This window comes from Streptomyces sp. NPDC018031 (assembly GCF_044327625.1).
Lineage (GTDB): Bacteria > Actinomycetota > Actinomycetes > Streptomycetales > Streptomycetaceae > Streptomyces.
In genome coordinates this window covers 238,060-257,233 of the sequence record NZ_JBIRFT010000005.1, presented here as the reverse complement: position 1 = coordinate 257,233, position 19,174 = coordinate 238,060, and the positions used below count along the sequence as shown (strand labels likewise).

Annotated in this window: 14 protein-coding genes and 1 pseudogene; 11 read left to right on the top strand and 4 right to left on the bottom strand. The window is 72.4% G+C overall.

Translation table 11 applies throughout. The annotated features are described in order from the left end of the window. The first annotated feature begins 190 nt into the window (after positions 1–190). Positions 191–2,110 (top strand): hypothetical protein, encoded by a 1,920-nt coding sequence (locus tag ACH4B3_RS15705; RefSeq protein ID WP_398463381.1) that lies wholly within the window; start codon positions 191–193, stop codon positions 2,108–2,110. A gap of 279 nt (positions 2,111–2,389) precedes the next feature. Here the strand turns inward: ACH4B3_RS15705 and ACH4B3_RS15700 are convergent, their stop codons facing one another. Beyond that, on the bottom strand, positions 2,390–2,890 hold the full coding sequence (locus tag ACH4B3_RS15700) for a carboxymuconolactone decarboxylase family protein (protein WP_398463380.1): 501 nt from the start codon (positions 2,888–2,890) through the stop codon (positions 2,390–2,392). 87 nt (positions 2,891–2,977) lie between these two features. On the opposite strand from ACH4B3_RS15700, the gene ACH4B3_RS15695 reads away from it, so the two are divergent. The 6 genes from ACH4B3_RS15695 to ACH4B3_RS15670 all read left to right on the top strand — a co-directional run bounded on the left by ACH4B3_RS15695 (position 2,978) and on the right by ACH4B3_RS15670 (position 8,027). Then, positions 2,978–3,901, top strand: a complete 924-nt coding sequence (locus ACH4B3_RS15695) for a pirin family protein (RefSeq protein ID WP_398463379.1) — start codon at positions 2,978–2,980, stop codon at positions 3,899–3,901. Between the two features lie 56 nt (positions 3,902–3,957). After that, positions 3,958–4,299, top strand: coding sequence for a GNAT family N-acetyltransferase (locus ACH4B3_RS15690; RefSeq protein WP_398463378.1), 342 nt, complete (start codon positions 3,958–3,960; stop codon positions 4,297–4,299). Positions 4,300–4,365: 66 nt separating this feature from the next. Beyond that, entirely contained in the window at positions 4,366–4,938 is a 573-nt protein-coding gene (locus ACH4B3_RS15685) for an antibiotic biosynthesis monooxygenase (protein ID WP_398463377.1), read from the top strand. Positions 4,939–5,211: 273 nt separating this feature from the next. Further along, entirely contained in the window at positions 5,212–5,931 is a 720-nt protein-coding gene (locus tag ACH4B3_RS15680; RefSeq protein ID WP_398463376.1) for a DUF4232 domain-containing protein, read from the top strand. Between the two features lie 434 nt (positions 5,932–6,365). Further along, a complete protein-coding gene (locus ACH4B3_RS15675) occupies positions 6,366–7,145 on the top strand; it encodes a LamG domain-containing protein (protein WP_398463375.1) in 780 nt (259 codons plus the stop codon). 297 nt (positions 7,146–7,442) lie between these two features. Next, positions 7,443–8,027: a sigma-70 family RNA polymerase sigma factor gene (locus ACH4B3_RS15670; RefSeq protein WP_398463374.1), complete on the top strand. Its 585-nt coding sequence runs from the start codon at positions 7,443–7,445 to the stop codon at positions 8,025–8,027. Positions 8,028–8,030: 3 nt separating this feature from the next. Here the strand turns inward: ACH4B3_RS15670 and ACH4B3_RS15665 are convergent, their stop codons facing one another. Then, positions 8,031–8,972 (bottom strand): hypothetical protein, encoded by a 942-nt coding sequence (locus ACH4B3_RS15665; RefSeq protein ID WP_398463373.1) that lies wholly within the window; start codon positions 8,970–8,972, stop codon positions 8,031–8,033. Between the two features lie 247 nt (positions 8,973–9,219). Here ACH4B3_RS15665 and ACH4B3_RS15660 point away from each other — a divergent pair, with 247 nt between their 5' ends. Then, positions 9,220–13,602 (top strand): FtsK/SpoIIIE domain-containing protein, encoded by a 4,383-nt coding sequence (locus ACH4B3_RS15660; RefSeq protein ID WP_398463543.1) that lies wholly within the window; start codon positions 9,220–9,222, stop codon positions 13,600–13,602. 205 nt (positions 13,603–13,807) lie between these two features. Here the strand turns inward: ACH4B3_RS15660 and ACH4B3_RS15655 are convergent, their stop codons facing one another. Further along, on the bottom strand, positions 13,808–14,107 hold the full coding sequence (locus tag ACH4B3_RS15655) for a WXG100 family type VII secretion target (protein WP_398463372.1): 300 nt from the start codon (positions 14,105–14,107) through the stop codon (positions 13,808–13,810). Between the two features lie 295 nt (positions 14,108–14,402). Between ACH4B3_RS15655 and ACH4B3_RS15650 the strand changes: the two genes are divergently transcribed. Further along, complete coding sequence (locus ACH4B3_RS15650) at positions 14,403–15,275, top strand: aldo/keto reductase (RefSeq protein ID WP_398463371.1); 873 nt, start codon at positions 14,403–14,405, stop codon at positions 15,273–15,275. 313 nt (positions 15,276–15,588) lie between these two features. On the opposite strand, the gene ACH4B3_RS15645 is transcribed toward ACH4B3_RS15650, so the two are convergent. Next, positions 15,589–16,737 (bottom strand): DUF475 domain-containing protein, encoded by a 1,149-nt coding sequence (locus ACH4B3_RS15645; protein WP_398463370.1) that lies wholly within the window; start codon positions 16,735–16,737, stop codon positions 15,589–15,591. A 755-nt stretch (positions 16,738–17,492) separates the two neighbouring features. On the opposite strand from ACH4B3_RS15645, the gene ACH4B3_RS15640 reads away from it, so the two are divergent. Together ACH4B3_RS15640 and ACH4B3_RS15635 are read left to right on the top strand one after the other, a co-directional pair. Then, positions 17,493–18,374, top strand: a complete 882-nt coding sequence (locus ACH4B3_RS15640; RefSeq protein WP_398463369.1) for an LLM class F420-dependent oxidoreductase — start codon at positions 17,493–17,495, stop codon at positions 18,372–18,374. Positions 18,375–18,488: 114 nt separating this feature from the next. Further along, positions 18,489–19,130 (top strand): annotated as a pseudogene (locus ACH4B3_RS15635) (histidine phosphatase family protein); the annotation flags it as partial. Positions 19,131–19,174 lie beyond the last annotated feature (44 nt).

The following is a 19,174-nucleotide window of genomic DNA, read 5'->3' as shown; positions in this document are numbered from 1 at the left end:
GTGCCGGAGGTCAGCGGCCCAGTGATCGCCGGGGGAGCCGGCCCGCCCTGTCCGGGTGGGCCGCGGAGGCGTCCCAGACGCAGTGGTTGGCCACGCCCGGCTATGGGGCCTTCTCCTCCGTGCGCCCCGGTACGCTGCTCCGCACATGTCCGCCAACTGCCGCAGCAGTTGCGTGAGTAGAGGGAACCGCATGACGCGTTGGACAAGGCTCCTGCCGCCCGGTGGCAGGGCCAGGGCGGTGGCCCTGATCCTGGCTGCCGTGATCACGGCGGGTGGGCTGGTCGCCGGGTACCGATGGTGGTCGGACGAGCAGCGCGGCGCTCTTTCGGTAGTGGTGAAGGAGCTGCCCAAGGGGGCCTCGGCCGATGTCACGGTACGGGGTCCGGACGGCTTCCAGCGTCATGTGACGGTCAGTCGGACGTTCGATGACGTCCCTGCGGGGCGGTACACGCTCGAGGTCGGCCCCGCTCGGGGCACGGTCGCCGACGTGTACCCGATGCATGCGACGGTCACCGTGTCCGTGAAGGCGGGCCGCACGGAATCCGCCGAGGCGGTCTACGCCAACGTCGTGCCGCACACGACGAAGGTTCTGGACGCGTCTCGGCTGGGGCTGGTCGGCGATGTCACCGACGGCCGGCTGGTGTTCGACCGTGCATCCGCTCCTGCCGGAAAGCTGGCCGTGGGGGATGTCATCGTCACCGGCATCGGACCGAAGACCCCGGAGGGGCTGATCCGGCGTGTGGCGGCAACCCGGCGCGATGACCGGGGAAGGCTCGTCGTCGACACGAAGCCCGCGACGCTTCGGGATGCCCTGCCCAAGGCTCGGTTCGACTTTCGCGACGTCCGCCCGGACTCCCCGCGGTCCGGACCGGCGGGTGCTTCCAAGGCGCTGTTCCTGCGCGGCGGGGCCGACGGCGCCGGCACTCAGGTGCGGAAGGCTGAAGACCCGGGGCCCGGCGTGCAGACCGGCGGTGACGGTACCTTCACCCTCTCCGCACTGCTCCGGAGAGGGACCCTCATCGAGAACAAGCTCGACTTCGAGTGTTCCGCGGCGCTGACCAGCAAGCCCTTGCAGCAGATCAGCCTCGGCGGACAGCAGCCCCGCCTGGGGGAGTTCTCCGCGGACTGGGACTGGTCGGGAGTCCACCAGGTCAGGTACGCGTTCACGCTCAAGGAAAGCGCCCGTATCCAGGTCCACATGCCGGCCGGCGAGCGAAACAAGTGCGCCTTCAAGTTCCGGGAGCCCGAACCCCCGGTCAGGGTGGCGGCCTTCACGCTTCCGGTCGGGCCCGTTCCGGTGGTCGTCGCCATGGAGGTCTCCATGGTGGCCACCTTGGAAGGCACGCTCAAGTCCGACCTGTCCTTCGACCTCGGCCAGAAGGCCGAGCTGACCGCGGGAATGGAATGGCGGAGCGGCCGGAAGACCCCCATCGCGTCCTTCGAGAACGAGTTCACGCTGCACAAGGGTCCGACTTTCGCCCTGGAAGGGACCGCCAAGGCGGGCTTGCGCATCGGCACGAAGATCTACGGTGTGGCCGGCCCCTATCTCGACATCACCCCGGGATACAAGATCGCGGAGGTGGACGAGATCGGGGGCCAGAGCAAGGCCGAGCTCAAGGGCGGGTTGTACACCGCGGCGGGAATCGAATTCACCCCCTGGGGCGGGACCGACGGACGGCCGACGGCAGCCGTGGAGATCAGCGATCTCTACCATGTCGAGAAGGTGCTCAAGTCGTACGTCTGGAACCCTCCCCCGAAGCCCGGCCCCGCGAAGGCCGATCCGGCGAAGGAAGCGGCCTGTCCTCCCGAAGACGGCATGCGGCAGGAGATCAGCAAGCTCATCACGGGACCGGTAGATCCCGGCGCACCGTTCCTCGGGCGGTACAAGTGCTGGAACGGCTGGGCTGCGGCGGTGTGGAGCGGAGAACCCGCCTCCGATTTCGTCGTCATCAGCGTCTTCCATCGGGACCGCTCCCGCCTCGACCCGGCGCTCGACCTGCTTCCGGTCCTGGACGACAGCGCCGACCCCGACTGGGTGCGGGACTGCCGGAAGTTGCGGGCCCTCAAGCCGCCCGCAGGGCTGATCGACTTCGTCGGCTGTGAACGGTGAGGGACGCGCCGGGACGTGCGGGTCCGCGACGGCGGGTGCGTCGCCCGTCTGTCCGGCGGTCGGCACGAACGCCGGACCGGCCGTCGCCGTCGGCCGCCGGGTGGATCTTCGTGGCCGGTCCGCCGCGGGAGTGACCCACGGCGTGGTCGTCCGGCCCGACGGCCGGGGCCCGTCCTTGGGGACCCCGGCAGCATGCCGATGAGCCCGCAGCCCGCGGCACCCCCCGGGCCCGCCCGCCGGACGGGCCCCGCGTCCGGCGCAGCTTCGGGCCGGCCGGTGTCAGCGGTTGGGGGCCTCGCGTACCGGGTGCTTGCTCAGGATCGAGACGCGGTTGAAGGCGTTGATGGCGATGGCCGCCCAGATCACGGCGGAGATCGCGTCGTCGTCCAGCACCTCGCGCGCCGCTTCGTACGCCCGCTCCTGGGCGAGGGCGTCGGCGGGATGGGTGGTGGCCTCGGCGAGGGCGAGGGCCGCACGCTCGCGGGCGGTGAACAGCCCGGTGTCGCGCCAGGCGGCCAGCACGCCCAGGCGCCGGGTGGTCTCACCGGCCCGCAGCGCGGCACGGGTGTGCACATCGAGGCAGAAGGCGCAGCCGTTGAGCTGGGAGACGCGGAGGTTGACCAGCTCGACCAGGATCCGGTCGAGGCCGGCCTCGGCGGCCGTCGCGCGCACGGCGTCGGCGGTCTTCACCAGAGCCTGGTACGCGGCGGGACTCTGCTTGTCGAGGTGGATCCGGCCGGTGGCCCGGGGGGCCGCCGTGGCCTGTAGCGTCTCGCTCACCGTGTGCTCCTTCGCCTGTTGCCATCAGGACTGTGATCACCCATACTTGTTGAAAGTGAAACTACACGGGTGGAGAGGCGCTGGGAAATGGGCGACACGGAGATCGGCATCCTCACCGCCCGGGACGTCCCGCTGGGCGGACCGCGGGCGATGACCGTGCGGCGCACGCTGCCGCAGCGGGCCCGGACACTCATCGGCGCCTGGTGCTTCGCCGACCACTACGGCCCCGACCGGGTCGCGGAATCCGGCGGCATGGACGTCGCCCCGCACCCGCACACCGGCCTGCAGACCGTCAGCTGGCTGTTCGAAGGGGAGATCGAGCACCGCGACAGCCTGGGCACCCACGCCTTCGTACGCCCGGGCGAGATCAACCTCATGACCGGCGGGCACGGCATCAGCCACACCGAGGTCTCCACCCCCGCCACCACCGTGCTGCACGGCGTCCAGCTTTGGGTCGCCCTCCCCGGCGAACACCGGCACGCCCCGCGCGACTTCCAGCACCACGCTCCCGAGCCGCTCCGGGTCGACGGGGCGGAACTGCGGGTCTTCCTGGGCACGCTCGCCGGCGAGACCTCCCCGGTCCGCACCTTCACCCCGCTCCTGGGCGCCGAGGTCCTCATCGACGCCGGTGCCACCGTCACCCTCGACATCGACCCGGACTTCGAACACGGCCTGCTCGTCGACGAGGGCGACGTCCGCCTCGACGGCACCCCTCTCCGCCCCGCCGAGCTGGGCTACGCCGCCCCCGGCCGCACCACGCTCACCCTCGCCAACTCGTCCGACGGCCCGGCCCGGACGGTCCTCCTCGGCGGCCCGCCGTTCGAGGAGGAGATCGTGATGTGGTGGAACTTCATCGGCCGGAGCCACCAGGACATCGTCGAGGCGCGAGAGGCGTGGGAGCGGTCCTCCGACCGTTTCGGCAGCGTCGACGGCTACCCCGGCGACCGGCTGCCCGCCCCCGCCCTGCCGAACGCCGTCATCGCGCCCCGCAGGAACCCCGCCCGCCGCTGAGCCGCGCACCGGACCGAAACCCCGTACCGCGCAGCGCCCGCACCCGAAGGACCGCCATGAGCGAGCAGCCCACCACCCCCGTCGTCCGTCGCGCCGACGCCCGCCACCGTTACGAGATCCTCGTCGACGGCGAGCGCGCCGGCCTGACCGCGTACCGCGACCGCGACGACCGGCGGGTCTTCTTCCACACCGAGATCGACGACGCCTACGCCGGCCGGGGACTCGCCTCGGTCCTCGTCGAGCAGGCCCTGACCGACGTCCGCTCCGCCGGCCTGCGGATCGTCCCGGTCTGCCCGTACGTGGCCAAGTTCCTCACCAAGCACCAGGAGTTCGCCGACATCACCGACCCGGTGACCCCCGAGGTGGTGCAGTGGCTCGACGCCCGGCTCGGGCGCTGAGGTCACCGCTCACGGCGGACAGTGCGTAGAGTACGGCCGGGCGCGGTGAGATCATGGGAGTCTGTGTTGACCGCCGTCAGCCTTGAGCACGCCACCGTCCCCGCCGACTCGGGCGAGGTGACCCTCCTCATAGCCCGCCGGGTGGAGCCCGGCTACGAAGCCGCCTTCGAGCAGTGGGCGAAGGGCATCCTGGAGAGCGCCGCCGCCTTCCCGGGCCATCTCGGATACGGGCTCTTCCGCTCCTCCGGCGGCGACGCCCCCTGGTTCCTCGTCCACCGCTTCCGGGACTCGGAGGCATGCCGGGCCTGGCAGGAGTCTCCCGAGCGGGCGGCCTGGTTCGACGGTTGCGAGGGGCACCACCACACGGAGATCGCCCGGCGCACCCTGACCGGGATGGAGACCTGGTTCGCCAAGCCGGGCTCGACACGGCCTGCGCCGCCCCGGTGGAAGATGGCCATCAGCGCGACCCTGGCGATCTACCCGATCTCGGTGCTGGGGAGTCGGTTCCTCATGCCGCACCTGACCGGACTCCCCCTCCTGCTCAGCAGCGCGATCGTCGCCTGCGTCTTCAACGTGCTCATGACGTACGTCGCGATGCCCACCGTGAGCAGGCTCCTGCGCCGCTGGCTCACCTCCTAGCGGCCGTGGCCCGGGCGGCGCGTCGCGCCGTGCGTCGGGGCCGCCGTCCGTCGCCGGCGCGACCCGGACGGCACGGACGGCACGGACGGCACGGCGCGGTCGCCGTGCCGGACCGGTGACGCGGTGGGCGGCACGCGCACCGCGGTGCGTTGGTGCACCGCATTAGCCGTCCGTTAGCGGAACGCCAACCCGGTCTTCGAAGCTGAATGCCGGCAGGGCGCGTGACCGGGGCCCTGACCGGCTGAAGCAGTCCGAACCCACGGGGGAGCACCCATGCGCAAGAACCTCATCCGCACGCCCGCACTGGCCGCCATGGCGCTGGCCGCCGTCCTGTCGCTGAGCGCCTGCGAGGACGGGGACGGTTCCACCGGCGCTTCGTCCCCGTCCGGCGCGGCGCAGTCCGCGGGCCAGGGGAAGGAAGCCGACGGCGGCGCGGGCGGCGACGCCAAGGACCCCGGCTCCAAGGGCACCTCGGCAGGGGCGGAGAGCGGCGGTTCGACGGGGGGCAGCGGGACGTCCGGCAACAGCGGCAGCGCGTCCGACGGCGGCGGCACCGGGAGCGGTGACAAGAGCGGCTACGGGCAGGTCTGCGGCACCAACGACCTGACGTGGAACGCCTCGTCCGAGACCCAGGCCGGGGGCTACATCCTCGTCTCGGTGAAGGCCAACGAGGGCATCACCTGCACCCTTCCGGCCGAGCATCCGGTGGTGGCGTTCGGCTCCGACGGCACCGAAGCGGGGCCGGCCCAGCAGTCCGTCGGCGAGCCGATCGAACTGAGCGGCGCCACCACCGCCTACGCCGGGGTGAACCCCAAGACCACCAACACCGATGACGGCAAGGAGCTGAACGCGATCATCGTCGCGGTGAGCCAGGAGGACCTGACCGACCCGGTCAGCCTGGACACCGGCAGCATCACCGTCGACAAGCCGATCGTCACCAACTGGCACACCACGCCCCAGGACGCCGTTCCCGGGGACAGCGGGACCAGCTGACCGACGCGACGCCCGGCCGGTGGGCCGAGGAACCGTTCGCCGGGTCTTCCGCGTGCGCGCCGGGAGCCGGCGGACCTCCCCGAGGGACAGGTGGCCGGGACCGTGCCCGCCGGCGCCGCCGAGTCCCCGGCCGCGTACCGGAAAGCCCCGGACTCCGGCGCCGCCACCGTGCCCGGACCGGCCGCCAGGACCCCGCGCGCCGTGCATCCCACAGGTGAGCGGCGGGGGCAGCCGGCGGTAGCGGGCGAGCACGTCGTGGACGTCCCGGAACGGTCGCCGGACGACGGCCCGTGCCGCCGGAACCTCCCGACGGCGGTGCTCCACCGCCCGGCGCCGCCCTCGCCTCTCACCCCGCGGACCGTACGCCGAACCGCTTCCAGATCGGACAAGTGATCACCAGTGACCTCTTTACGCCCCACGCCCGGGAGAGATTCATGACCCGCCGATGGACGCTCATCACCACGATCGCCGTCCTGGCCGTCGCGCTGACCTTCACCGTCGTCCAGCTGGTCGGCGGTGACGGAGCGGGAGAGTCCGGGAAGGAGCGGGCCGGGGCGGAACCGGCCTCGCCGAACCCGGGCGCCGACGCCGACTCGTTGCGCGGCGTCGCGTGGTGGCCCCTGCACGGGTCCGGCACCGCGAAGGCGGGTGAGCACGACGCCTCCGTCGTCGGCGGCGCGGAGTGGACCGACGGGCCGGGGGGCGGCGCCCTGGGGCTGGACGGGAGCAGCGGATACGCGGACACCGACTTCCGGATCGACACCGCCGGCGCGGACTACTCGGTGGCCGCACGGGTGCGGCTCGCCCCCGAGGGCATGGACGGCTTCCACACCGCCCTGTCCCAGGACGGCGATCAGGTCAGCGCCTTCTCCCTCCAGTACGCCGGCCCGGACCGGACCTTCGTGTTCAGCTTCCCCGGTGCCCGTACCGTCGCGGAGAACACCGAGCAGCCGCAGCCCGGCCGCTGGTACCACCTCACCGGCACGTACAGCCGGCAGGACCACCGGGTGCGGATCTACGTGGACGGCCGGCTCGCGGGAGCCGGCGTGGCCTCCGAGGAAGGGGAACCCACGGGCACGGTGGCGATCGGACGCAGCACGGTCGAAGGTCAGACGGCCAGTCACTGGATGGGCGACATCGCCGACGTGCACGTCTACGACCGGGAACTGACGCCCGACGAGGTGCGGTCGCTGTCCGCCCGCGAACCGGACTGACCGCGGCGTCGACACCGTCGCCATGGGCGCCGGCCGCCACCGGCGGGGCAGGCGCACAGCGAGCCGGGACCCGCGACGGAGCACGGCTCGGCCCCGCGTCGCGCCCTGCCGGAACGCGCCCCCGAAAGACCCGCCGCGGCCGCCGGAACGGCGTCGGCGCCGGCGGGGGCGCTCACCCCTGCCGCGTGCCGGCGCTCACGCCGCACCGAGCGCACGAACGCTCGCGGCGGCGCCGGCCGGCTCTCCCGCAGCCGGCTGAACTCGTCTGCCCCACAGCCGACCGGAGAGGAAACGGCCTTGTCAGCGAGCACTTCGACCGAAGACCCGATATCCCGGCCCCGCACCACGGAACTCCGCCCCGACGAGTTCCTCGAAGCGGTCTACCAGTTACACGGCAACGCGTTGCTGCAGTTCGCCGCACGGCGCCTGGAGGGCGACTGGCACCGCGCCGAGGACGCCCTCCAGGAGGTCGCGATCCGCGCCTGGCACCACGCCGGGGAGCTCGATCCGACCGCGGAGTCGGCGCGGCCGTGGCTGTTCACCGTCCTGCGCAACCTCGTCATCGACGCTCACCGGGCCCGCCAGGCCAGACCGCCGGAGACCGGCGACCCGGAGCTCACCCACCTTCCGGTGTCCGACGACGTGGACCACCTCCTCACCTCTCAGGTGCTCTTCGAGGCATTGCGGGACCTGCGGCCACCGCAGCGCGAGGTCCTGCTGCACGTGCACTACCTGGGGCGCGGCGTCAACCAGACGGCCAGGGTCCTCGGCGTGCCGCCGGGCACGGTCAAGTCGCGGACGCACTACGCCGCCCGCGCCCTGCGGGAGGCGCTGCACAGCCGCGGGATGCGGGCAGGCGGCCGCGACCGGGACGCCGGGTGAGACTCACCCGAAACGCCCCACGTGCCGGGTGATCGCCAGGCCGAGCGGTCCGGTGTCGAGCGATCCGCCCGTACCGACGCGCCAGCGCCAGCCCGCGGGCGCGTCGCCGAGCACCAGCAGCGCGTCACCGCGCCGCAGCCGGTCCAACGCCCCCTCCCGCCGCGGGAGCTGCGAGGCGTCCACGACGAACAGGTGCGGTGCCTCGTCCTGGACGGCGATCCGGCTGCGGCCCTCGATGAGCCGGTAGATCTGGGTGACGTCGGACGCTCCGGGCGCCGGCTGTCCGGTGCCCGCCGAAGCCGCCCTGACGAACGCCTCCTCCAGGGTGGCGGCGGTGTGCAGCCGCGAGGTCCGCGGCATGTCGGCGGCGACGAGCCCGTCGCCGGCCAGGGATCCCACCAGGGTGACCTCGGCGAGGGCCCCCACCGGGCTGGAGAGGGTCTCGGCGACGACGGCCCGCACCAGGCTGCGCACCTCCTGCTCCGGGCCCGCCACGGAGACGGGCCCCGCCGCCCGGGAGAGGTCGACCAGCACCCGGTCGGGCCCGGCCAGCCCCACCGTCACCGTCAGCGCATACGGCAGGGCCGGTTCGCCCTCCGGACCCGGGCGGTGCAGGTCGTCGGGCGAGACCAGCCAGCGCTCGCCGTCCGCCTCGGCGGTCCAGGGCGCGGGGGCGGTCTCCTCCGGGCCGGCCAGCAGGAGTCCGAGCCGCTGCTCGGAGTAGACGACGGCGTACAGGTCGGGCAGCGGCCGGCCGGAGCGCAGGCATTCGCCCGTCAGCCGGCGCAGGCCCGCGTCGACCATGTCCAGCGCCTCCCGCGCCACGACGGCGGCCGAGGCGGCGGCGGGCTTCGGCGGGCGGGACCGCCACTCGGTGACGACCAGCGCGGCGACCGCCCCGATCAGCGCCAGCCCCAGCACCACGGCCAGCACGTACAAGATCATCTTCTGACTCCTCGTCGGGACTTCCCGGCGGCGGAGCCGGGACGGTCGAAAGTGCGGGGCACGGTGACCGCTCGCGGCCCGGCGCACCCCCGAAAGCCACTACGGGGCGCGGCCGCGGACGGTTCACCGGCGCGTCCGTGAACCATCCGCGGCCGGGCTCCGTAGGTCCGGTCAGTGGCACGGGGGCCGCCGAGGAGCTCCCGCGCCTGACGCATTCACGCCGGCTGGAGGACGTCTCGTGTCGTTGATGTTGACCGTGGTCGAAGGGGACGGTGACGCGTTCGACGTCCACCTCGACGCCGACCCCGACACCCCTGTCGGCGCCGTCGCTCAGGCGCTGGCCGGAGCGGGCGGCGTCCACCGGCCCCCGGAGGGTCTCGGCCTGTACGCCGGCGACCGGTTGCTGCCCGCGGACATGCGGCTGCGGGACTCGCCTCTGCACCACGCGGCCATCGTGGGCCTGGGGTGCCCGGCGGGCACCGCGTCGGCCGAGCCGGACGGGCTGGTGGAGGTCCGTGCGGTCGGCGGTAACGGGGCGGGCGCGGTGCACCGGCTCGACATCGGCGAGTACCGGATCGGGGTGGCCCGCGACGGGACCGCCCAGGTGACGCGCGTCATACCGGACCGTCCGTTCGCCGTCCTGACGGTGGGCCCCGGCGGACGCTGCCGCGTGGCGCCCGACCCGGCCGCGCCGGACGGCGGCACCCCGCAGCTGGACCGCGAGGACCTCGCCGAGGCCACCGCCTGGACAGCCGGCGCGCAACTCCTCGTCGGCGGCTGCCTGCTCGAACTCGCCCGGCCCCAGCGGCCGGACGCCGCCGTGCAGCCGTCGGAGGACGGCACCGGCTGGGACTACAACCGGCCGCCGCGGCTGCGGCCGGCCGAGAACGCCACCCGCTTCACCCTGCCCGCCCCGCCCACGCCACCCGCCACCCGGTCGCTCCCGTGGATCGCCGCGGCCGTCCCGCTGGTGATGGCGGTGGCCGGGGTGCTGATCTTCGACCGCCTGACGATGCTGCTGTTCGGGCTGCTCTCCCCGGTCGCGATCCTCGGCAACTACCTGATGAACCGGCGCGACGGGCGCCATTCCCACTCCGAGGCGGTCGCCGCCTACGAGGAGAAGAAGACGCGTATCGAGGGTGACGCGATGCAGGCGCTGGCGGCCGAGCGCACCGCCCGGCGCCGCGGCTTCCCGGACCCGGCCGAGGTCGTCCTGACCGCCGTCGGCCCCCGGCAGCGCCTGTGGGAACGCCGCACCTCGGACGCCGACTTCCTGGAACTGCGCATCGGGACCGCCGACCTGCCCTCCGACGTGGTGCTCCAGGACCCGACCAAGGACGAACACCGCCGTCAGGACCCGTGGACCGCGTACGACGTCCCGGTGACCGTCCCGCTGCGCGAGCACGACGTGCTGGGAATCGCCGGCGAGGGCCCGGCCGCGCGCGCCGTGGCACGGTGGACGGTCGCCCAGGCCGCCGTCCTGCACAGCCCCCGGGACCTCCAGATCCACCTGCTGACGATCGGCGGCCCGGGCCGGGACGGCTGGTCGTGGCTGCGCTGGCTGCCGCATGTGCGGAAGAAGTCCGGTGACACCCTGGCCGGCATCGGCCACGGCGCGGAGTCCTGCGCCCGGCGGGTCGCCGAACTGACCGCGCTGATCGCCGAGCGCGCCGGACGGGAGGACCGGCGGAGCCGGCCCGCCGGACCCGACGTGCTCGTCGTCCTCGACGGAGCCCGCAGGCTGCGTTCGCTGCCCGGCGTGGCGCAGATCCTCCGCGACGGCCCGTCCGTCGGCGTCCGCGCGGTCTGCCTGGACGCCGAGGAGCGGCTGCTGCCCGAGGAGTGCAACGCCGTGGTCGTCGAGGAGCCCGGCGGAACCGTGCGGGTGGGGCGCTCCGGGAGGGGCACCGTCGGGAGTGTCCGGCCCGACGGGGTGTCCCTGGACTGGTGCCGCTCGCTGGCCCGGGCGATGGGCCCGCTGCGGGACCCGGGCGAGGACGGCGACGAGGCCGCGGTGCTTCCCGGTTCCGCGCGGCTGCTCGACGTGCTCGCCCTCGACCCGCCGCAGGCCGACGCCATCCGGGCGCGCTGGTCGGCCGGGGGCCGCTCGACCCGGGCGGCCGTCGGGGTCTCCCTGGACGGCCCGTTCTTCCTGGACCTGCGGCGTGACGGCCCGCACGGGCTGGTCGCCGGTACCACCGGCTCCGGCAAGTCCGAGCTCCTCCAGACGCTGGTCGCCTCGCTCGCGGTGGCGAACCGCCCGGACGCGATGACGTTCGTCCTCGTCGACTACAAGGGCGGCTCCGCGTTCAAGGACTGCGTGCACCTTCCGCACACCGTCGGCATGGTCACCGACCTCGACGCCCACCTCGTCGAGCGGGCCCTGGTGTCGCTGACCGCGGAGCTGACCCGGCGCGAGCACATCCTCGCCGCGGCCGGCGCCAAGGACATCGAGGACTACGTCGAGCTGCTGGAGCGGAACCCGGCGGGCCGCGCCCCGATGCCCCGGCTGCTGATCGTCATCGACGAGTTCGCCTCGATGGTGCGCGACCTGCCGGACTTCGTGAAGGGCCTGGTCAACATCGCGCAGCGGGGCCGGAGCCTCGGCATCCACCTCATCCTGGCGACGCAGCGCCCCAGCGGCGTCGTCTCCTCGGAGATCCGCGCCAACACCAACCTGCGCATCGCGCTCCGGGTGACCGACTCCGGCGAGAGCCAGGACGTCATCAACTCCCCCGAGGCGGCCGGCATCGCGCAGAGCACGCCCGGCCGTGCCTATGTGCGGCTCGGCCAGAACTCCCTGGTGCCGTTCCAGTCCGGCCGGGTCGGCGGCCGCCGGCCGGGCGCCGCGGCCACCTCGCTGCCGGCACCCTGGGCGGTGGTGGTCGACTGGGAGCGGATCGGCGAGCCGCTCCCGCCGCGGCCCCGGGCCGCGGCCGCCCCCGCCGAGGTGGAGACCGACCTCACCGGGCTGGTGAAGGCGATCCGCGAGGCGGACCGGGAGATGCGCATTCCCGCGCAGCACAGCCCCTGGCTGCCGCCGCTGCCCGAGCGGCTCGTCGTCGGCGAACTGCCGCCCGCCCCGCCCTCGGACTACGACCTCGCGCCCGTCGCGTACGGCGTGGTGGACCTGCCCGCACAGCAGGCCCGGCTCCCCCTGGTGATCGACCCGGCGACGCTCGGGCACCTGCACATCATCGGCTCGCCCCGGCAGGGGCGGTCGCAGACGCTGCGCACGCTCGCCGGCATGCTGGCCCAGGCCCACTCCCCCGCCCAGCTGCACCTGTACGGCATCGACTGCGGCAACGGCGCTCTGCTGGCCATGGAGGGGCTGCCGCACTGCGGCGCCGTCACCCAGCGCGCCCAGCCAGACCGGGTAGCCCGGTTGCTCGCCCGGCTGACCGGGGAACTCACCCGGCGGCAGGAGATGCTCGCCGCCCGCGGCAGCGCCGACCTGCCGGAGCTCCGCCGCGCCCTGCCGGAGGACGAACGGCCGCCGCACATCGTGCTGTTCCTCGACCGGTGGGAGGTCTTCGACAAGCAGCTCGGCGAGTACGACTCCGGGAATCTGCTGAGCTCCGTGCTGACCCTGCTCCGGGACGGTGCGAGCGTCGGCATCCACCTGGTGATGACCGGCGACCGGGCCCTGTTCTCCAGCCGGGTCAACAGCTCCACCGAGGACAAGCTCGTGCTGAAGCTGAACGAGAAGTCCGATTACGGAATGATCGGCATCATCCAGCGGAACGTGCCCGACGAGATCCCGCCGGGCCGTGCGTTCCGCGCCGCCGACAAGGCGGAGGTGCAGATCGCGCTCCTCAAGGAGAACCCGGAAGGCCAGGCGCAGGCGGCGGCGCTCCAGCAGATCGCCGCGCAGTGCCGTGACCGGTCGGCTCACCTGCCGGCCTCCACCCGGCCGTTCCGGGTCGACACCCTGCCGGACCGGCTCACCTGGGAGCAGGCGGCCGGCTACGCACCGCGGCCGTGGCCGCACCCCCGGTGGGCGGCGGTCGGCGTCGGCGGCGACGAACTGGCCGCCTACGGGCCGGACTTCTCGGTGACCCCCACCTTCCTGGTGGCGGGCCCGGCCCGGTCCGGGCGCAGCACCGTGCTGGCGACGGTCGCGCTGTCGCTGCTGTCGGCCGGCACCCCGGTCGTGGTCGGGGCGCCTGCCCGGTCGCCGCTGCGGGACCTGGCCGGACGCCCCGGCGTGCTCGCGGTGTTCGGCGAGTCCGACATCGACCCCACTGCTCTGGAGGAGGCGCTGGCCACCTCGCCCGGTGGGGCCGTGGTGCTCCTGGACGACGCCGACCTGCTGCTGAAGACGAAGGCCGAGCCCGTCCTCACGGAGATCGCCAAGGCCGGTACCGAGGCCGGCCGGGGCCTGGTGATCGCCGGTCAGACCGAGCGCCTCGCCTCCGGGTTCTCCGGCTGGCACACCGAGGCCCGCCGCAACCGGTGCGGGCTGCTGCTGAAGCCGCAGAACATGAGCGACGGCGATCTGATCGGCGTCAAGGTGCCCCGCAGCCGGCTGGGCGCCGCCCGCCCGGGCCGGGCGATCCTGCACCTGGGCGACGGGGTGCTGCGCACCGTGCAGGTCCCCGAGACGGTGCTGCCGCCGGCCGGGAGCTGAGGCCCCACAGCGGAGGGCTCCCTCCCCGGCCGCGGCCGGGGAGGGAGCCCTCCGTTGCGACGGGGCACCGTCCGGGTCAGGTGGATCCCGGCGGGTAGCCGGGGTCGTGCCTCACCGTGCGGTCCGTCCCGCTGGGGACGGCCCCGTCGTCCTCGTGTTCCGTCCGGTCCCGCCACCGAAGGGCGGGACCGGACGGGAAGGCACGTCAGCCGATGGCTCCGGAGGTCTGGTCGTCGGTGGTGACGAACGCCTCGGCGACCTTCTTGATGAACTCGCTGACACCGTTCAGGCCCTCGATCGCCTCCTGGGTGCCGTTCTTGTACTCCTCCCAGAACGGGCGGAACTTGGTCTCGGAGCCCGGGGTCGCGTAGGCCGCCTCGACCATTTCGTCCATCTTGGTGTTGGCCTCGAGGAGGCTCTGCTGCATCAGTTCCTTCTGGGTCTGCAGCCAGGTCGCCGCCTCGCGCATCTCGTCCGGGCTGATCCGGATGTTGCCGCCGGCCATGTCGTTTCCTTCCCTCGCTCCGTATCGCCGCGGCCGTCAAGCCGCGCACACCGGGCTCTACGGGGCATCTGCCGAGGCGGTTCACGTCTGTTGCGGAACGGTGACAAAGGCGGCAGGAAGCACGCCGGGCAGGGACACGTCCGCACCCGGGACGGGCCTGGGCGGCCGGCTGCTCCACCCGTTTCCGATGCCCGGAGGTCAGGGCATGCTCGGTGAGGTCGCCGGGCACCGCACAGGTGTGCAGAGCCCGCTGCGACCGGCGTCCCTTTCGGTATCCGACCCTGAAGGATTGATGTTGAGCACGCAGCCCACCACACGTCCCGCCGACGCCTCCGGTACCTTCGCCCTCGGTGGCGACCTACCGGTGAACCGTCTCGGTTACGGCGCCATGCAGCTGACCGGTCCCGGCGTCTGGGGCGAACCCCGTGATCCGGACGAGGCCGTCCGGGTCCTGCGCCGAGCGGTCGAGCTGGGCGTCACCTTCATCGACACGGCAGCCGCCTACGGCCCGTACGTCAGCGAGCGGCTGATCCGCAGGGCTCTGCACCCGTACGCGGACGACCTGGTCATCGCCACCAAGGGCGGCCTGACGCGTCCGGGCCCGGATGACTGGCGCACCAACGGCCGACCCGAGTACCTGCGTCAGGAGGTGGAGCTGAGCCTGCGCCACCTCGGACTCGAACGCATCGACCTGTACCAGTTGCACCGTATCGACCCGGAGGTGCCGCTGGCCGAGCAGCTCGGCGTGCTGACCCTGCTGCAACAGGAGGGCAAGCTCCGTCACCTCGGACTGTCCGAGGTGACGGTCGAGGAACTCAAGGAGGCCCGCACGCACGCTGACATCGTCTCCGTGCAGAACCTCTACAACCTCTCGAACCGGTCGGCGGAGGACGTCCTCCGTCACGCCGAGGCCGAGAACATCGCCTTCATCCCCTGGTTCCCGATCGCCACCGGCGAACTCGCCCGGCCCGGCGGCCCGCTGGACGCCGCGTCGCGGCTGCACCAGGCGAGCCCCGCGCAGCTCGCCCTCGCCTGGCTGCTGCGCCGCTCCCCGGTGATACTCCCGATCCCGGGCACCTCCAGCGTCGCCCACCTGGAGGAGAACACCGACGCCGCGCTGGTGCGACTGGACGACGAGGAGTTCGAGGCCCTCACCGCCGCCGTCTGAACGCGGCGTGTGCCCGTGCCGGCCGGGCGGGCGGACCCGGCGGACGCGGCAGGGGCTGCGGGCGTGCTGGAGGGGCCGGGACGAACACGGCCGGAACCCCCGGAGCCCGACCCGGGGTCAGCGGAACGCGCCGGGTGCGCGAGCCGGCCCGGCAGGGGCACACCGGCGCCGGCGGCAGGCCGGTGCCGACCGGCCGTTGCACACCGGACCGCCGGATCCCGGAGTGGGGCCAGGGCGGGTTTTCGCCCTGGCCCCACTCCGCGTCGGTCCCGTCCGGCCGACGGGGGCCCTGCGGCCCGCGCCGGCGGTCCGGTCAGACGCCGGAAGAGACCTCAGCCCTCTCCTTGGACCCCGTGTCCCCTCCCTCGGCAGCCGCCAGTCGGCGGTTGCGCTGGATCGAGGAGACGAAGGACCAGCCGATCAGCACGACGCCGATGAGGCCCGTGATGACCTCGTGGATCTCGTACCGGATGGTGACGAGCAGGATCACGGCGAGGGCGCCGATCGCGTAGTGCGCGCCGTGCTCCAGGTAGACGTAGTCGTCGAGGGTGCCCTGGCGGACCAGGTAGACCGTGAGCGAACGGACGTACATCGCGCCGATGCCGAGGCCGAGCGACATCAGGACGATGTCGTTGGTGATCGCGAAGGCGGCGATGACGCCGTCGAAGGAGAAGGACGCGTCCAGGACCTCCAGGTAGAGGAACATGAAGAACGCGGCCTTGCCGGCCATCACGATCGCCGGGACCTTCTTGCCGCTCGCCTTGGCCTCTTCCTCGGCCTCGTGCTCGCGCTCCTCCTGTTCCTCGAGTTTGTTCTCGAAGTAGCCGGAGAGGCCGCCGACGATCAGGTAGGTGATCAAGCCCGCGACGCCGGCGATCAGGACGGACTCCGCCTTGTCCGCATGGACACCGCCGTGCTGGTGGGCCTGGGTGGCGAAGGTCATCGCGGAGACCAGCAGCACGATGAGCGCGACGCAGACGGAGAGCATGTCGACCTTGCCGAGCTTGGCGAGCGGGCGCTCCAGCCAGCCGAGCCACTTGATCTCCCGGTCCTCGAAGATGAAGTCGAGGAAGATCATCAACAGGAACATGCCACCGAAGGCGGCGATCGACGGGTGGGCGTCGGTCACCAGCTGCTCGTACTTGTCCTTGTCGTCGAGCGCGAGCCGTACCGCTTCGATCGGACCGATCTTGGCGCTGATGGCGACGATCACGACCGGGAAGACCAGGCGCATGCCGAAGACCGCGATCAGGACGCCGATGGTGAGGAAGATCTTCTGCCAGAAGGCATTCATCTTCTTCAGGATCCCGGCGTTGACCACGGCGTTGTCGAAGGACACCGAGATCTCGAGGATGGACAGGATCGCCACGATCCCGAAGCCGGTCCACCCCCCGTAGATCACCGCTGCCACCAGGCCGAGCGCGGTGACCGCGAACGACCAGCCGAAGGTTTTCAGAAGCACTGGCTACCCAATCGTGTTGTGCGGGGCTCCCCCGCGCCGTACCTGGCTTTACGAAACATTGACCCGAAGTCTAGCCTCGCCGTTTCGGCCGGGCCGAGGCGGCTGTGTCGGTCATCAGCTGCCGGGTGGCCGAGTCGGTTCCGCCGGTCGGGCAGGGTGGAATCCCGGCGAAATGGTCGAATTCTCCGGGTTTTTCGGACCGTGGTGAAGCGCGAGTCGCTCGCGGCAAAGCACTCCCCGTCGGCCCCGGCGGGCAACCTCGAGGCGGTGGGCGCGGAGACGACCGGTCCGCATACCCCGCCCCCGGTCCCGCCGCAGGCCGGATCCACCATCGCCTCACCTTCGCCGACGAGCATCACCACGGGGTTCGGTGAGGTCCGAACGCCGTCGGCCCGCACACGTCCGGCCGGGATTCATCTCCGTCATCGACAACGGATCGGCCCGCGGACCGGTTCCCGACCCGGTTGCCACGGAGGGGTTCACGAATCCCGGTTTCATGGCGGCGTTCGGCGCCGTTCCCACCGCCGCGGCCTCGGCACCGGACGGCACGGGCAATCGCCCGGCTGGTACGCGATCCGCGCAGACCCGTTCCTATCCGAGGCTTACGCATATGTGGCGCCCAGTCACCATTTCGGCTGCCGCGCACGGCCACACATAGCGACGCGACATCGCCGAAAAGACCCCGAGAGATAGCCGATTGACGTCGCCCCACCCAACCGGATGACGACAGAATCATCGTGTGCTATACAGGCATAATGTCTTTACAGAGACCTTTCCGATTCGGTGTCAACATGTTCGTCGCCGGTTCGAGGCGCGAGTGGAGCGCGAAGTGCCGCAGAGCCGAGGAACTCGGTTTCGATGTGGTCGGGGTGGCCGATCATCTGGAATTCCCGGCGCCGTTTCCCTCGATAATGCTCGCGGCCGAAGCGACCGAACGGGTACGGCTTACCACGTTCGTGCTGAACACGCCGTTCTACAACCCCGCCCTGCTCGCGCGGGACGTGGCGAGCACCGACCGGTTCGTCGACGGGCGTCTGGAACTCGGGCTCGGCGCGGGCTATGTGAAAGCCGAGTTCGACACCGCGGAGATACCCTTCCCCAGCGGCGGAAGGCGGGTCGACCAGCTGGAACAGACGGTCACCACGCTGCGTCGGCTTTTCGCGGACACGGATTGGCAGCCGCGGCCGGCCCAGCCGTCCGGGCCACCACTGCTCATCGCGGGCTGGGGCGACCGGCTGCTGCGGCTGGCCGCCGCGCAGGCCGACGTCATCGCCTTCCCCGGAGGCTGGGCCAACACCGCCGGTGACGAACTCCACCTGGCCGGAATCGCACAGGTGGAAGAACGGGTCGGCTACGTGCGCGGCCTGCTCGGTGACCGCGCCGACGCCGTGGAGCTGAATCTCATGGTGCAGCAGGTGATTCCGCCCTCCGAACGCACCACGCTGCCCGACAGGTTCGCGCCACTGCCGCCCGACGCCGAGCACGGGCCCGAGGAGGCGCCCAGCGTGCTGGTCGGAACCCCCGCGGATATGGCGCAACAAATCAGGGAGCGCCGCGAACGCTTCGGTTTCACCTACTTCACGGTCATGGAATACAACATGGAGAACTTCGCACCGGTCATCGCCGCGCTTCGCTGAACCGCACAGTTCGCCACACTGCCACCGGCGACGGGGGCTGTGACCGAAAGGGGTGACCGGATGCGCATCGACTCACGAACCAGTCGTGGAGCGGCCGGCGTGAATCTCACGCCGGCCGACCGCGGAACGTCCACGACCCTGGTGCTGCTACGCCACGGTGAGACGGCGCTGACACCGCAGAAGCGGTTGTCCGGCAGCGGCGGCTCCGATCCGGCGTTGTCGGAAGCCGGGCGGCGGCAGGCCGAGGCCGCCGCGAGGATACTCGCGGCACGCGGCACGGTGCAGGCGGTGGTGTCCTCACCGATGCGCCGGGCCCAGCAGACGGCCGAGACTGCGGCACGTCGGCTGGGCCTGGACGTCCACGTCGACGAAGGGCTCCGGGAGGCGGACTTCGGTGCCTGGGAGGGACTGACGTTCGCCGAGGTGCGCGAGCGCCACCCGGACGAGATGGCGGCGTGGCTCGCCTCTCCGGCGGCGGTTCCGGGCGGGACCGGGGAGACGTTCACCTCGGTCGCGCGCCGGGCCGCGCGCTCGCGGGACCAGCTCCTGGCGCGCTACGCCGGGCAGACGGTGCTGGTCGTTTCGCATGTCGGGGTGTTGCGGACGCTGGTCCGGCTGGCACTGGGCGCGCCGCCCGCGTCGCTGTTCCGGATGGAGCTGTCGGCGGCCTCGCTCTCGGCCGTGTCCTATGACGGGGACGGGAACGCGTCGGTGCGATCGCTGAACGACACGTCGCACCTGGCGGACCACCGCTGACCTCCGCAGCCGATGGGGCGGTGCCCGGCACGGCCCCATCGGCT

Bases quoted from the DNA above. Each gene is read 5' to 3' on its own strand.
- ACH4B3_RS15640 (WP_398463369.1), top strand. From the start codon at position 17,493: ATGTCTTTACAGAGACCTTTCCGATTCGGTGTCAACATGTTCGTCGCC.
- ACH4B3_RS15665 (WP_398463373.1), bottom strand. From the start codon at position 8,972: ATGATCTTGTACGTGCTGGCCGTGGTGCTGGGGCTGGCGCTGATCGGG.
- ACH4B3_RS15680 (WP_398463376.1), top strand. From the start codon at position 5,212: ATGCGCAAGAACCTCATCCGCACGCCCGCACTGGCCGCCATGGCGCTG.
- ACH4B3_RS15675 (WP_398463375.1), top strand. From the start codon at position 6,366: ATGACCCGCCGATGGACGCTCATCACCACGATCGCCGTCCTGGCCGTC.
- ACH4B3_RS15705 (WP_398463381.1), top strand. From the start codon at position 191: ATGACGCGTTGGACAAGGCTCCTGCCGCCCGGTGGCAGGGCCAGGGCG.
- ACH4B3_RS15690 (WP_398463378.1), top strand. From the start codon at position 3,958: ATGAGCGAGCAGCCCACCACCCCCGTCGTCCGTCGCGCCGACGCCCGC.
- ACH4B3_RS15660 (WP_398463543.1), top strand. From the start codon at position 9,220: ATGTTGACCGTGGTCGAAGGGGACGGTGACGCGTTCGACGTCCACCTC.
- ACH4B3_RS15655 (WP_398463372.1), bottom strand. From the start codon at position 14,107: ATGGCCGGCGGCAACATCCGGATCAGCCCGGACGAGATGCGCGAGGCG.
- ACH4B3_RS15695 (WP_398463379.1), top strand. From the start codon at position 2,978: ATGGGCGACACGGAGATCGGCATCCTCACCGCCCGGGACGTCCCGCTG.